General features: G+C 67.6%; 15 protein-coding genes. 11 read left to right on the forward strand and 4 right to left on the reverse strand.

Going from position 1 to position 14,161, the window contains the following annotated elements; all coding sequences use genetic code 11:
• Positions 1 to 10 precede the first annotated feature (10 nt).
• From KF708C_RS31815 to KF708C_RS36215, 5 genes are all read left to right on the forward strand, one after another.
• Positions 11 to 1,747, forward strand: a complete 1,737-nt coding sequence (locus KF708C_RS31815; protein ID WP_059415725.1) for an OmpA family protein — start codon at positions 11 to 13, stop codon at positions 1,745 to 1,747.
• 6 nt (positions 1,748 to 1,753) lie between these two features.
• Complete coding sequence (locus KF708C_RS31820; protein WP_029044159.1) at positions 1,754 to 2,239, forward strand: Hcp family type VI secretion system effector; 486 nt, start codon at positions 1,754 to 1,756, stop codon at positions 2,237 to 2,239.
• 104 nt (positions 2,240 to 2,343) lie between these two features.
• Entirely contained in the window at positions 2,344 to 5,067 is a 2,724-nt protein-coding gene (gene tssH / locus KF708C_RS31825) for a type VI secretion system ATPase TssH (protein ID WP_059415844.1), read from the forward strand.
• On the forward strand, positions 5,067 to 5,498 hold the full coding sequence (gene tssE / locus KF708C_RS31830; protein WP_020205590.1) for a type VI secretion system baseplate subunit TssE: 432 nt from the start codon (positions 5,067 to 5,069) through the stop codon (positions 5,496 to 5,498). Before tssH ends, tssE begins: the two co-directional genes overlap by 1 nt.
• 134 nt (positions 5,499 to 5,632) lie before the next feature.
• The gene (locus KF708C_RS36215) at positions 5,633 to 5,920 is read left to right on the forward strand and encodes a hypothetical protein (RefSeq protein WP_156174047.1); all 288 of its coding nucleotides are present in this window, start codon (positions 5,633 to 5,635) and stop codon (positions 5,918 to 5,920) included.
• A gap of 201 nt (positions 5,921 to 6,121) precedes the next feature.
• Here the strand turns inward: KF708C_RS36215 and hpaR are convergent, their stop codons facing one another.
• Complete coding sequence (gene hpaR, locus KF708C_RS31835; RefSeq protein ID WP_020423938.1) at positions 6,122 to 6,544, reverse strand: homoprotocatechuate degradation operon regulator HpaR; 423 nt, start codon at positions 6,542 to 6,544, stop codon at positions 6,122 to 6,124.
• Positions 6,545 to 6,806: 262 nt separating this feature from the next.
• Between hpaR and KF708C_RS31840 the strand changes: the two genes are divergently transcribed.
• From KF708C_RS31840 to hpaH, 6 genes are all read left to right on the forward strand, one after another.
• A complete protein-coding gene (locus KF708C_RS31840) occupies positions 6,807 to 7,472 on the forward strand; it encodes a fumarylacetoacetate hydrolase family protein (protein WP_059415726.1) in 666 nt (221 codons plus the stop codon).
• Position 7,473: 1 nt separating this feature from the next.
• Positions 7,474 to 8,244 (forward strand): fumarylacetoacetate hydrolase family protein, encoded by a 771-nt coding sequence (locus KF708C_RS31845; protein ID WP_059415728.1) that lies wholly within the window; start codon positions 7,474 to 7,476, stop codon positions 8,242 to 8,244.
• A gap of 17 nt (positions 8,245 to 8,261) precedes the next feature.
• Complete coding sequence (hpaE, locus tag KF708C_RS31850) at positions 8,262 to 9,722, forward strand: 5-carboxymethyl-2-hydroxymuconate semialdehyde dehydrogenase (RefSeq protein ID WP_059415730.1); 1,461 nt, start codon at positions 8,262 to 8,264, stop codon at positions 9,720 to 9,722.
• Positions 9,723 to 9,827: 105 nt separating this feature from the next.
• Positions 9,828 to 10,751, forward strand: a complete 924-nt coding sequence (gene hpaD / locus KF708C_RS31855; protein ID WP_059415732.1) for a 3,4-dihydroxyphenylacetate 2,3-dioxygenase — start codon at positions 9,828 to 9,830, stop codon at positions 10,749 to 10,751.
• Between the two features lie 10 nt (positions 10,752 to 10,761).
• Complete coding sequence (locus tag KF708C_RS31860; RefSeq protein ID WP_059415734.1) at positions 10,762 to 11,154, forward strand: 5-carboxymethyl-2-hydroxymuconate Delta-isomerase; 393 nt, start codon at positions 10,762 to 10,764, stop codon at positions 11,152 to 11,154.
• A 40-nt stretch (positions 11,155 to 11,194) separates the two neighbouring features.
• On the forward strand, positions 11,195 to 11,989 hold the full coding sequence (hpaH, locus tag KF708C_RS31865) for a 2-oxo-hept-4-ene-1,7-dioate hydratase (protein WP_059415736.1): 795 nt from the start codon (positions 11,195 to 11,197) through the stop codon (positions 11,987 to 11,989).
• A gap of 144 nt (positions 11,990 to 12,133) precedes the next feature.
• Here the strand turns inward: hpaH and KF708C_RS31870 are convergent, their stop codons facing one another.
• The 3 genes from KF708C_RS31870 to KF708C_RS31880 are packed head-to-tail and all read right to left on the reverse strand — an operon-like array spanning position 12,134 to position 14,158.
• Positions 12,134 to 12,574: a flagellar protein FlhE gene (locus KF708C_RS31870; protein ID WP_020205582.1), complete on the reverse strand. Its 441-nt coding sequence runs from the start codon at positions 12,572 to 12,574 to the stop codon at positions 12,134 to 12,136.
• Positions 12,571 to 13,287, reverse strand: coding sequence for an RNA polymerase sigma factor FliA (locus tag KF708C_RS31875; protein WP_020205581.1), 717 nt, complete (start codon positions 13,285 to 13,287; stop codon positions 12,571 to 12,573). The genes KF708C_RS31870 and KF708C_RS31875 overlap by 4 nt, the downstream gene beginning before the upstream one ends.
• Positions 13,288 to 13,330: 43 nt before the next feature.
• Positions 13,331 to 14,158: a MinD/ParA family ATP-binding protein gene (locus KF708C_RS31880; RefSeq protein ID WP_197090459.1), complete on the reverse strand. Its 828-nt coding sequence runs from the start codon at positions 14,156 to 14,158 to the stop codon at positions 13,331 to 13,333.
• Between the last annotated feature and the right edge of the window lie 3 nt (positions 14,159 to 14,161).

The following is a 14,161-nucleotide window of genomic DNA, read 5'->3' on the forward strand; positions in this document are numbered from 1 at the left end:
AAGGGGTGTCGTGACCGGCTACCCCTACCGTACATTGTTTGCCTGGATCGCGGCACTCGCGCTCGCCTGGCTGGCATTCAGCTCGCCTTGGGCGTCGAGGTGGAATCTGCTGCTCGCCGCCTTTACGATCACCCTGGCGCTGCTCGCGATCATCGTTGTCACCCGGCGGCTGCATGCGCGCCGGCGTGCTGCGGCGCCGGTGCTGCAGGCTGTCAGGGCATCGCTGGATGCGCTGCCCGGCGACATCCGGCGCAATACGCCGCTGGTGCTGACCGTGGGAGATGCCACCGGCGCCCCGGCGCAGGCCTTTGGCGATGCGATGGTTCGGATCACCGACACCGCGATCTGGGTGCGTGTCGACGATCCGACCCGGTTGGCTCATGTGGCGGATGCCCTCAAGCGATGGCGCGAGGAGCAGGGTCCGGATGCCGTCGCCTATCTGATTGGCGCCGACCAGGCCGACAATGCGGGTACGCTGAACGCAGGGCTCAGGCGCTGGCGCTCGGCCATCGGAGAGGCCAGCCGCGCGGTCGGCTATGCGTTGCCGGTCTGCGTCGCCGTGTATGCCGAAGAGGCGGACGGTACGCCGGACGACTGCCCCTGGTTTGGGATGTCTGGCATGGAGATGGTGTCGGGCGAGACCCTGGCGACCAGCGTCGCCACGCACGCCCTGCAGTATGCGCAAGCCGCAGTTCCGCTGGATCGCGAGGCCCGCATGCATCGCGCCACGCGTCTTGACACCCTGGCACGGTGGGCCGCTGGCGCGCTGCTGCCCGCCTTCGTCGAGAATCAGCGCGATGGAATCCGGCATGGGCGCCCGGTGCGCGTCGCAGCATTCGGCGTGACCACCGTCGTCGGAATCCCCGCTGCAAACTCGCTACTGGCCCGTTTCACCGAGCAGACGACAGCCCTGAGCCAACTCGCCCGGCACAGCCGGGATGGCCGGCGTGCAGCTTACCCGTTGCCGGAGCCCCTGATCCAGGGCATCGCCCTGCAGCCAGTGCGACGAACCTTGCCGCGTGCCTTGGGACATGCCTTTGCCTGGCTGGCGCTGGCATTCTGTGCCGCCTGCGCGGCCTCGGCCTGGCAGAACCGGGCGCTGGTGGCGCGCGTCATCGACGATATGGCGCGCTATCGCGCCATCAGCCCAGAGCACGACGCCGCCCGGGTCGATGCGCTGCGGGCCATCAAGCGCGACCGCGACGAACTTGAGCGGTATGCCCGCGCTGGCGTGCCACCGCGCCTGGGCCTGGGTTTCTATCGGGGCGTCCCATTGCTCACCCCGCTCAACACGCTGATCGCCGCGTATCAGCCCCCCGCACCGCCACCCTCGACCATCGAGCTCGACAGCCTGTCCCTCTTCAAGAGCGGCAGCGCCGTCCTGAATCCCGGTTCGAACCGGGTGCTGATTGGCGCGCTCGAGATGATCAAGGCGCATCCGGACAAGCGCGTGCTGGTGGCCGGACATACCGACACCACCGGCAACCCGGACAGCAACCTCAAACTCTCCGAGGCACGTGCCGCGTCGGTGCGCGACTGGCTGGCCGATGCCGCTGGCCTGCCACTCACGCACTTTGCGATCCAGGGCTACGGGGACACTCGGCCTAAGGCCACCGACGACACCGAAGCGGGGCGCGCTGCGAACCGCCGTGTCGAGATCACGCTTGTCCCCGATTGTCGCGATGACCGTCACGACAATCGGACACCCTCGGGCCAGTCGGCCTGTTCATTCCAGCAGAAGGAGTAAGAAGAAATGGCAATTCCCGCGTACATGTGGATCAAGGACGATGGCGGTGCCGATGTCAAGGGTTCGGTCACCGTGTCCGGCCGCGAGGGCAGCGTCGAAGTCGTCGCCTTTGACCACGCTGTCAATATCCCGACCGACTCCAACACCGGCAAGCTGACCGGCACGCGCGTGCACAAGCCGATCTTGTTCACCAAGGAAACTGACGCATCGACCCCCTATCTGTACAAAGCGGTCACCAGCGGCCAGACCCTGAAGTCGATCGAGATCAAGTGGTACAAGATCGACGACGCCGGCAAGGAAAAGGAATACTTCAACACCAAGCTGGAAAACGTGAAGGTGGTTGGCGTGACGCCCAAGATGCTGGACATCAAGAACCCGGCCTACGAAAAACACAACCACCTCGAAGACATCGAGTTGCGCTACGAGAAAATCACCTGGTCGTACAAGGACGGCAACATCATCCACGCCGACAGCTGGAACGAGCGCTCGTAACACGCGCGCAGCCGGCGCCAGGCGCCGGCTGGCCGTCTTGCATGGACGACATGCCGTGGTCCGCGCGCCCCATTTTCCCCTTCCTGCGTTCTTCCTCCCACGCCATGACCGCCCGCGATCCTTCCCCGTTCCTGCGTCGCCTGAACGACCACTGCGCCCAAGCCCTCACCGAGGCAGCCAGTCTCTGTGAAACACGCGCCCACCGGGACATCGAGGTCGAGCACTGGCTGATCAAGCTGCTGGAGTTGGGCGACGGCGACCTGCTGGCGATCCTGCGGCGTTATGAACTGGATGTCGACGGCATCTGGAACGCGCTGCTGGCCGCCATCGACCGGCTGCCGCACGACCTGCGCGGCAAGCCAGGCCTCTCGCAGCGCGTCGGCCAGTGGCTGGAAGCTGCCTGGATGCGCGCCTCGCTCGAAGTGGCGGGCCCCGGCGAGGCTCGGCCCATCCGCTCGGCACATCTGCTTGCGGCGCTAGCCGACTCGCCGCACCTGCTGCGTGCGCCCGATGCCTGGCCGCTCCTGTCCGTGTCGGCCGTGCAGATCGAACGGCTGATGCGCGAGCTGGACAATATCTCGATCGAGGCGGCCTCGCCCATTGGCCCTGGAGCGGACGGGCAAGCGCCCGACCCGCTGACGCCGGGACCGGCGGCAGCGCCCACCTCGCCTGCCCCGGGCAGGGCGATGCCCGGCCAGGCCGACACGTTGGCGCTGGACCGCTTCACCACCGATATCACCCGAAAGGCACGCGATGGCAAGATCGACCCGGTGTTTGGCCGCGATGTCGAAATCCGTCAGATGGTCGACATTCTGGCGCGCCGCCGCAAGAACAATCCGATTCTGGTCGGCGAGCCCGGTGTCGGCAAGACCGCGCTCGTCGAAGGGCTCGCGCTAAAGATCGCCGAAGGGGATGTGCCCGCCGTCATCCGCGATGTCAGCGTGCTGACGTTGGACCTGGGTCTGCTGCAGGCCGGTGCCGGGGTCAAGGGCGAGTTCGAGCAGCGCCTCAAGAACGTCATCGAGGCCGTGCAGCAGTCTCCGACCCCGATTCTGCTTTTCATCGACGAGGCCCACACCCTGATCGGTGCCGGCAATACCGCTGGCGGCGCCGACGCGGCCAACCTGCTCAAGCCGGCGCTGGCGCGCGGCGAGCTGCGTACCATTGCGGCCACGACGTGGTCCGAATACAAGCAGTACTTCGAGCGCGACGCCGCGCTGGAGCGCCGCTTCCAGATGATCAAGGTCGACGAGCCCGACGACAACGCGTGCCTGATGCTGCGGGGCCTGAAGGAGCGATATGCGCATCACCACGGCGTGCATATCACCGATGCGGCCGTGGGCGCCGCTGTCCGGCTGTCGCGCCGCTACCTGACCGGGCGCCAGTTGCCGGATAAGGCCGTCGACTTGCTCGACACTGCCGCCGCCCGCGTGCGCATGAGCCTGGAGGCCACTCCGATCGCCATTTCCGCCTGCGAAGCGAAGCGTGGGGCGCTCGAGGTCGAACGCTCCGCCTTGCTGGAGGACCAGGCCGCCACCGGCGCCGAGGCCGGTGAACGGCTGGCGGCCATCGATGCGCGGCTCGCCGCGCTCGCCAGCGAGTTGAACGCGTTCGCGCACGTCTTCGCCGAACAGAAGCGTGCCGCCGAAACCTTGATCGCGTTGCGCGTGCAGTGGCAGGCGGCCACCGACGAGTCGGCCCGCCTGGATCTGGCGCCATCGATCCAGGCTGCCCACCAGGCATTGGCCAGGCACGGCCACGCCGCCTTGCTCCACGCAGAAGTCGACGAGACCGCCATTGCTCAGGTGATTGCCGACTGGACCGGGGTGCCGGTCGATAGCCTGCTGTCGAGCGAAATCGCCACCTTGCTGGCGCTGGAAACGCGTCTAGGCCAGGTCGTCGTCGGCCAGGACGAAGCGCTGGCCGCGCTGGGCAAGAGCCTGCGCACCGCCAAGGCCGGTCTGAAATCGGAGGACGCGCCGCTGGGCGTGTTCCTGCTGGTCGGGCCATCCGGCGTCGGCAAGACCGAAACCGCTCGGGCGCTGGCTGACCAGATGTTCGGCGGCGAACGTTCGCTCATCACCATCAACATGTCGGAATACCAGGAAGCGCACACGGTCTCGCAGCTAAAGGGATCGCCGCCGGGCTATGTCGGCTATGGCGAAGGCGGTGTGTTGACCGAAGCGGTCCGCCAGCGCCCCTACAGCATTGTCCTGCTGGATGAAGTCGAGAAGGCCCACCGCGACGTGCTGAATCTGTTCTATCAGGTATTCGACCGCGGCTTCATGCGGGACGGAGAAGGCCGGGTAATCGACTTCCGCAACACCGTGATCCTGATGACCTCGAATCTCGGCAGCGAGCAGATTCTGGCAGCAACCGACGCTGCGGCACAGGCCGGTGCCGAACTCCCGACCGGCACCCTGATGGAAGCGATTCGTCCGCTGCTGATCGATCGCTTCCAGCCGGCGCTGCTGGCACGCTTCCAGACCATCGTGTACCGCCCGCTGTCGGCCGAGGCCATGACCGCGATTGTGCGGATGAAGCTTGCCAGGGTAGCTCAGCGGATCGCAAATCGCTTCGGCATGCCGCTGAGCTGCGGCGACGCGCTGGTCGCCGAACTGGTGCGGGCCTGCCTGCTGCCCGATTCCGGAGCGCGCAATATCGACAGCCTGCTTGACCAGCAGATTCTGCCGGTGCTATCGCGCGAGCTACTGGTGCGCATGGCCGACCGGCAGATGCCGAAGTCAATCCAGCTATCGTTCTCCGAGGCGGACGGCATCGGGCTGAGCTTTGAGGAAACCTGCGTGGGCGCGCAGGCGAGCGCGTGATGCGTGGCGGGCCAGGGTTCTTCGAGGCCGTGACGGGGCATTTTGCGAACGGAGCCCCGATCGGCGAATTCGACGCGGCCACACAGACCTTCCTCTCGGTGCAGGACAACATCCAGCGCATCCTCAACAGCCGCCGCGGCGGCCTGGCCCATCTGCCGGACTATGGTCTTGGCGATCTGTCCCGCATCTACCGGCACCTGCCCGCCTCCGCGCATACGCTCAAGCGCGAAATCGAAACCACGCTGCTGCGTTACGAGCCGAGGCTGAAGGCGATCGACCTCACCATCGAAGAGACCGAGCCCGGCATGCTGCTTAGCTTCACCATGAGCTGCCACCTGCATCAGGCCGGGCTGGTGCGCTTCGGCACGCACTTCACCCCCGATGGACAAACGCGGCTCAAACTGCTGAAAGCCGACCGCGACCGCGGATGACCTTGCAACGTTGGATGGAGATGGAGGCTTGACCATGAAGCAGTTGGCCGGAAAAGGCAGTCGCACCACCACCGATGGCACCAAGATGGGCGCTTTCGGCCATTCGATCATGAACATTGGGATCCCAAGAACTCATGGAATGGTCGAGTACAGCGCATGGCACCGATTTTCGCGTTGGCGATTACATCTTCTCCGGCGGTGGATTCACGAACCTGGCGTGGTCGCCTGACAGTTCGATCCGCATCGAGGGCAATGGCAAATACGAAGGAACTGGTGAGACGCTCCATTGCCTGATCTTGCGCGGCAAAGCGGTACAACCATGCAGCCAGGTGCGACCAACTCCTCCGGCAAACCTGCACAATCCACCGACATCACCACCGGAAGCCGCAGCGCCCTTGCAAGGCCGCGCAGCACCCTCCTGAACGTCCCGATCTATCCGCCGCCGAAGCACGCTGCCCGGCGTGAGCGCCAAGCAGCCAGCGCTCGGGGTAGTGCCGCTCGATCAACTGGTTGAAGCGCTGGAACAGGCGCGGATCCTCGCGCCGCATCAGCACCGCATCAGGCCAACCAGCGCAATCTCGCGCCCCCGGGCGCTCGCCGCGGAATTTGGCCGGACGAGAACCTCAAGGCTTGATGTGCTTGAGCTCGTCGAGCAGCCCGAGCAGCAGTCGCAGCTTGTCCTCGCCGAACTGCGCGAGGATGCGCCGGTAGTTTCTCTCCATGTCCTCGCTCATATCGACAAAGCACTGCTGCCCCGCCTCGCTCAGGCACACCAGCACGCGGCGCTGGTCGTGCCCGGACTTCCAGCGGCGCACCAGGCCGTCGCGCTCCATGCGCGCCAGCACGCCGGTCATGCTCGGCTTGAGGATGCAGGCCTGCTGCGCCAGTTGGTAGATTTCCATCTCGCCCTGCTGGCGAAGGATGCGCACGATGCGCCACTGCTGTTCGGTGAGGTCATGCTGATTGAGCGAAGGCCGAAAAAAAGCCATGGCGGCCTCACGCGCTTGCAGCAGCGTGAGGGTCAGGGACGGGCGCGGACTGGACATGCGGGGATGCTCGACTGGAATTGGATAAGATTTTAACCATCCTGGTTCCTGCCGGCAAACCCGCTACCGCTATCGCACGCATATCACCGCGGCACCGACTCATCCGTCTGGCTCCTGGCAATGATCTTGGGCGAGATGTCGCTACTGGGGGATCCTCTTGAGCAATGACTTGACTGTAGTTAATATCTTAACTATAAAGATAACATGTTAATGAAATCGGGGCGCCCGACGGCGATCCCGATGGAACCAGGAGAACGAAGCCATGCGCCGCGCTGTCAGCGAAGCCGCAACGGGCACCCTGTTCGGCGTCGCGCTGAACTACCAGGGCCTGTTGCGCGGCCGGCTGGAGGAATTCCAGCGGCCGCCCTACCAGAAGCCGCCGGTCAAGCCGGTGCTGTTCATCAAGACACCCAATACGCGCAACGGCGACGGCCAGGCGGTGGTCTTCCCCGCCGGCACCGAACGCCTGCAGCCTGGCCCGGCGCTGGGCGTGGTGCTTGCCCGCGACGCCAGCCGCGTCGGTGAGGAACAGGCCATGGACTACGTGGCCGGCTACGTGATCGTCAACGAGTTCAGCCTGCCGGAAGACAGCTATTACCGCCCGGCGGTCAAGGCCAAATGCCGCGACGGCTTCTGCGCGCTGGGCACCGAGGTGATCGGCCGCGACGAGATCGCCGACCCGCACGCGCTGCCGATCCGCCTGCTGGTCAACGGCGAGCTGCGCCAGGAAAATAGCAGCGCCAACCTCGTGCGCGGAATTCCCCGCTTGATCGCCGAGATCAGCGAATTCATGACCCTGCATGCCGGCGACGTGCTGATCACCGGCACCCCCGAAGGCCGCGTCGACGTGCAGCCGGGCGACGAAGTGGTGGTGGAGATCGAGGGCCTCGGCCGCCTGCGCAATCGCATCGTGGCGGAGGCGGTCTGAGATGAAGCACGCACGCATCCGCTACCAGGGAGCAATGCACGCCGTCACGGTGGAGGCCGGCAACGCCGTGCGCCTGGCCGATGGCCGCCTGCTCGGCGAACGCCAGGTGGAATGGCTGCCGCCGGCCAGCGGCAGCATGTTCGCCCTCGGCCTGAACTATGCCGACCACGCCGCCGAGCTGGCCTTCATGGCACCCACCGAGCCGCTGGCGTTCATCAAGTCGCGCGGCGCCTACACCGGCCACAACCAGGTCACCTGGCGCCCGGACAACGTGGCCTACATGCACTATGAGTGCGAACTGGTGGCGGTGATCGGCAGGACGGCGCGCAACGTCGGGCGCGACGACGCCCTCGCCTTCCTGGCCGGCTACACGGTGTGCAACGACTATGCGATCCGCGACTACCTGGAGAATTACTACCGGCCCAACCTGCGCGTGAAGAACCGCGACGCCACCACCCCGGTCGGCCCCTGGATCGTCACGCCCGACGAGGTGCCCGACCCGTCGAGGCTGACGCTGCGCACCTGGATCGACGGCGAGCTGAAGCAGGAAGGCACCACCGCGGACATGATCTTCGACATCCCCTTCCTGGTCGAATATTTCTCCAGCTTCATGACCTTGCAGCCGGGGGACATGATCGCCACCGGCACGCCGGAAGGCCTGGCCGACGTGGTCCCGGGCAACGAAGTGGTGGTGGAAGTGGAAGGCGTCGGCCGCCTGGCCAACCGAATCGTCAGCGAGGCCGAGTTCTTCGCGAACCGCGCCCGCCCGTAACAAGCGGAGGCAGAACCATGATCAGGCACTGGATCAACGGCCGCGAGGTCGAAAGCAGGACCGTCTTCGAAACCGTCAACCCGGCCACCACCGAGGTCATCGCCGAGGTCGCCAGCGGCGGCGCCGAGGAAATCGCCCTGGCCGTCGCGGCGGCCAGGGAAGCCTTCCCGAAATGGGCCGGCACCCCGGCGCGCGAACGCGCGAAGCTGATGCGCAAGCTGGGCGAGCTGATCGACCGCAACGTGCCCAGGCTGGCCGAGCTGGAAACCCTCGACACCGGCCTGCCGATCCACCAGACCCGGAACGTGCTGATCCCCCGCGCCTCGCACAACTTCGAGTTCTTCGCCGAGGTCTGCACGCGCATGGACGGCCACAGCTACCCGGTGGACGACCAGATGCTCAACTACACCCTGTACCAGCCGGTGGGTGTGTGCGGACTGGTGTCGCCGTGGAACGTGCCGTTCATGACCGCCACCTGGAAGACCGCGCCGTGCCTCGCGCTGGGCAACACCGCGGTGCTGAAGATGAGCGAACTCTCGCCCTTGACCGCCAACGAGCTGGGCCGCCTGGCCCTCGAAGCCGGCATTCCGCCGGGCGTGCTCAACGTGGTGCAGGGCTATGGCGCCACCGCCGGCGAGGCCCTGGTCCGCCACCCGGACGTGCGCGCCATCTCCTTCACCGGCGGCACCGCCACCGGCAGGAAGATCATGCAGGCCGCCGGGCTGAAGAAGTATTCGATGGAGCTGGGCGGCAAGTCGCCGGTGCTGGTCTTCGACGACGCCGACCTCGACCGCGCGCTCGACGCCGCGCTGTTCACCATCTTCTCGCTGAACGGCGAGCGCTGCACCGCGGGCAGCCGCATCTTCATCCAGGAGACGGTCTATGAACGCTTCGTCGAGGCGTTCGCCGCCCGCGCCCGGCGCCTGATCGTCGGCGACCCGCAGGACCCGAAGACCCAGATCGGCTCGATGATCACCCAGGCCCACTACGACAAGGTCACCGGCTACATCCGCATCGGCATCGAGGAAGGCGCGCGCCTGCTCGCCGGCGGCCTGGAGCGCCCGGCCAACCTGCCGGCACACTTGTCTCGCGGGCAGTTCATCCAACCGACGGTATTCGCCGATGTGGACAACCGCATGCGCATCGCCCGCGAAGAGATCTTCGGCCCGGTGGTCTGCCTGATGAAGTTCAAGGACGAGGCCGAGGCGCTGCGCCTGGCCAACGACACCGAGTACGGCCTGGCCTCCTACATCTGGACCCAGGACATCGGCAAAGCCCATCGCCTGGCGCGCGGCATCGAGGCCGGCATGGTCTTCGTCAACAGCCAGAACGTGCGCGACCTGCGCCAGCCGTTCGGCGGCGTGAAGGGCTCGGGCACCGGCCGCGAAGGCGGGGAATACAGCTTCGAGGTCTTCGCCGAGGTCAAGAACGTGTGCATTTCCATGGGCAGCCATCACATTCCCCGCTGGGGCGTGTGAGGCGTGGCCAGACGACAGAGCGGCCATCCGAGGCCGCCGCAACCGCCGGCGTGACATCGACAAGGACAAGAAACGGGCACGGCGCCCCTCACCAGGAGACTCGACATGGGCAAACTCGCTCTAGCTGCCAAGACCACTCACGTTCCTTCGCTGTACCTCTCGGAACTCCCCGGCCCCCGCCACGGCAGCCGCCAGGCGGCCATCGACGGCCACAAGGAGATCGGCCGCCGCTGCCGCGAGCTGGGGGTGGACACCATCGTGGTGTTCGACACCCACTGGCTCGTCAATGCCGGCTACCACGTCAATTGCGCGCCGCGCTTCGAAGGGCTGTACACCAGCAACGAACTGCCGCACTTCATCGCCAACATGGAGTACGGCTTCCCGGGCAACCCCGAACTCGGTCGCATCCTCGCCGATGGTTGCAGGGCCATGGACGTGGACGTGCTGGCCCACGACGCCACCACGCTCGCGCCCGAGTACGGCACGCTCGTGCCGATGCGCTACATGAACCAGGACCAGCACTTCAAGGTGATCTCGGTCTCGGCGATGTGCACGGTGCACTATCTCAACGACAGCGCGCGCCTGGGCTGGGCCATGCGCAAGGCGGTCGAGGAACACTACGACGGCACCGTGGCCTTCCTGGCCAGCGGCTCGCTGTCCCACCGTTTCGCCCAGAACGGCCAGGCGCCGTCGTTCGCCGACCGCATCTGGACCCCGTTCCTCGAGACCCTCGACCATCAGGTGCTGGCGATGTGGCAGCGAGGCGAGTGGCGGGCCTTCTGCGACATGCTGCCCGAGTACGCCGCCAAGGGCCACGGCGAAGGCTTCATGCACGACACCGCCATGCTGCTGGGCGCGCTCGGCTGGTCCGCCTATGACGGCAAGGCGGAGGTGGTGACGCCCTACTTCGGTTCCTCCGGCACCGGGCAGACCAACGCCGTGCTGCCGGTCACCCCGCAGGACGGCGCGGCGATACCCGCCGCGCAGGCCTGGGCCGGCGCCGGCAACCCTTGCGCCAGCCGCCTCTGAGGAAGCCGCCATGCCGCACTTCATCGCCGAATACACCCACAACATCGAAGCCGAGGCCGACCTGCCCGGCCTGTTCGAGCAGGTCCATGCCTGTCTCGGCGCGAGCGGGATCTTCCCGCACGGCGGCATCCGCAGCCGCGCCGTGCGCATCGACACCTGGCGCATGGCCGACGGCCGGCACGACTACGCCTTCGTCCACATGAGCCTGAAGGTGGGCGCCGGGCGCGACCTGGCAACCCGCCGGCAGGTCGCCGACGCGCTGTTCGCGGTAATCAAGGCCCACTTCGCCGAACTGCAGGCGCGGCGCCCGCTGGCGTTGTCTTTCGAGATGAGCGAGCTGGATGCGGAGCTCAACTACAAGCAGAACAACGTCCACGCCTTCCTCAAGGGCCAGGCGGGCTGACGCCGGCCGCCGTGGTCAACCCCCGCCGAGAGACAACGCCATGCTCGACTCCGCCCTGATCCAGGAAGCCGCCACCCGTCTCGACGCCGCCGAGCGCTCGCGCCGGCAGGTGCGGCAGTTTTCCCTCGACTACCCGGCCCTGGCCATCGAGAACGCCTACGCCATCCAGCGCGCCTGGGTGGCGCAGAAGATCGCCGGCGGCCGCGTGCTCAAGGGCCACAAGATCGGCCTGACCTCGCGCGCCATGCAGGTCTCGTCGAACATCGCGGAGCCGGACTACGGCGCGCTGCTCGACGACATGTTCTTCGACGAAGGCGGCGACATTCCGTGCGCGCGCTTCATCGTGCCGCGCGTCGAAGTGGAGCTGGCGTTCATCCTCGGCAAGCCGCTGCGCGGGCCCGGCGTCAACCTGTTCGACGTGCTCGACGCCACCGAATGGGTGATCCCGGCGCTGGAGATCATCGACGCGCGCATCGAGCAGGTGGACCCGGAGACCAAAGCCACGCGCAAGGTCGTCGACACCATCTCCGACAACGCCGGGGTGGTCATGGGCGGGCGCGCCGTGCGGCTAGGCGAGATCGACCTGCGTCGCGTGCCGGCGATCCTCTACCGCAACGGCGTGATCGAGGAATCCGGGGTTTCCGCGGCGGTGCTCAACCACCCGGCCAGGGGCGTGGCTTGGCTGGCCAACAAGCTGGCACCCTACGACGTCACGCTGGAGGCCGGCCAGGTGATCCTGGGCGGCTCCTTCACCCGCCCGGTGGCGGCGGCGCCCGGCGACACCTTCCATGTCGACTACGACCGGCTCGGCAGCATTTCCTGCCGCTTCGCCTGAACCCCGGAGATCCATGAACGTCCCGCCGAACCTGTTCAGGCAAGGCCTGCAGACCGGCCATGCACAGACCGGCCCGTGCTGCGCGGCACTGGCGGCCAGCGCGCCGTGAAGAGAAGGAACCGCCGGAGAAGGGACCGCTGACGCCTACCGGTATCCCACCACCACCTGCCCCGACTGCCCTTGCAGGACCGGCGTCAGCGCGCCCCTGCCCGGTACCTGGAACGCAAAGACGAAACCGTTGGCGGCATCGTCGCCGCCGAACGCATCGGTCAGCCCTTCGGCGCCGGACAACAGCACGCAGCGCTGCGCGTTGCACAGGTAGGCCTGCAGGTCGTGCGGCGGCGTGCGGTTGAAGGCGTAGCGCCAGCGCACCGTGGTGATCGCGCCTTCGGCCTGCGGCAGGTAGCCGGTGGGCGTGATGGGCGCGGAGACGGTGCGCAGGCCCTTGCCGTACAGCGCGGGGCCGCTCACGGAAGCCGACCACGAGTGCAGCGTCTGCCCGGCCGGGCCGGCCCAGCCGTGGCCGCCGCAGGCGGCCAGCGCCGCCACGGCGAGACAGCGGGACCAGCGCAGCGGCAGGGTCATAGCAGGCCGCGCAGTTGGGAGCGCAGGCGCGTGATGGCCTGGCTGCGGATCTGGCACACACGCGATTCGGTGACGTCGAGCACGGCGCCGATCTCGCGCAGGTTGAGCTCCTGGTCGTAGCACAGCGACAGCACCAGCTTCTCGCGCTCGGGCAGGCGCTCGATGGCGCGGATCAGCGCTTCGCGCATGCCGCTTTCCATCAGCACGGTGAGCGGGTTGCCGTCGTCGCTGACGCTCAGGTGGCGGTCCAGGAAATCTTCCTCGCCGGAGCGCTCGAAGTCTTCATAGTGCAGCAACTGGCAGCCGTAGACCTCGTTGAGCAGGGTCTGGTATTCCTCCAGCGGCAGCTCCAGCTCCTGCGCCACCTCGGAGTCCAGCGGCGTGCGGCCGAGCGTCTGCTCGAGGCCGCGCACGGTACGCTCGATGCGCCGCGTGAACTGGCGCAGGCTGCGCGACTGCCAGTCGTTGGCGCGCACCTCGTCGAGCATGGCGCCGCGGATGCGCTGGCTGGCGTAGGTCTCGAAGCGCGCGCCGTGGGTATCTTCGTAGCGCTTGGCGGCATCGAGCAGGCCGATCATGCCGGCCTGGATCAGGTCGTCGAGCTGGACGCTGGCGGGCAGCTTGGCGGCGAGTTGCAAGGCGATGCGACGCACCAGCGACGCATGCGCGGTCACCGTATCCGTCTGTTCGAGCTTTCCCTGAATCGTGTACATGGTGGAATTCTCGTGAGTCCTAGCTTGCTTGCAGGCCCGGCGTTCAGGCCAGGGCCGTGGCCGGCGGCGCCAGGGGCGTGGCCGGAGGGGTTGAACGGTTTTCCGCCGCCGCGGGCAACGGCCAGGCGGCGACGCCGGTGGCCAGGCGGCGCAGGGCGGCCGTGGCCGGCGCGGCCGCGAAGGCTTCGACCACGCAGCGGCCCAGCGCCGCGCTGCGCGCGACCAGCGGGTCGAGCGGCAGGCTGCCCGCCGCGCGCGCGTCCACGCCGAGGTACTGGCTGGCGGTGCGCGCCAGGTTGCCGAGCACCGCGGTGGCGGCCGCGTCGCTGGGCGCGGCGTTGACCACCAGGTGGAAGCGGCGGCAGGCGTAGAGATGGTTGAGCTGCTTGATGCAGGCGTAGGCGGCCTTGATCGAGGCCGGCTCCGCGCGCAGCACCACGATCAGGTTGTGGGCCGCGGCGGCCATCGGCGACAGCGCGCCATCGGCGTCGCCGCGCGCATCGCTGAGCACGGTGCGGTAGCCGTTGAGCAGTTGCAGGTCGCCGCCGGCCTGGGCGCTGGCGGGCAGCACGCCGATGGCGCCGGCGGGACGCTGGCCGAGCGCGGCCTCGAGCGTGGCGGCGCCGCCCAGCACGGCGTCCAGCGTGGCGGCGGGCGCCGCCCCGGACAGCCGCGTGGCGCGCGCGCCGGCGCGGTCTTCGTCGATCAGCAGCACGCGCTCGCCCTGCATGGCGAGCGCGTTGGCCAGGCCGAGCGCGACCGTGGTGGCGCCGGCGCCGGCGTCGCTCGCCACCACCGCGATGCGGCGCGTGACGCGCGGCGCCAGCATGCGCCGCAGGCTTTCGGCCTGGTCGAGGGCGAGAGAATTCACGTC

It is taken from the genome of Cupriavidus basilensis (assembly GCF_000876015.1).
Taxonomy (GTDB): Bacteria; Pseudomonadota; Gammaproteobacteria; order Burkholderiales; family Burkholderiaceae; genus Cupriavidus; species Cupriavidus basilensis_B.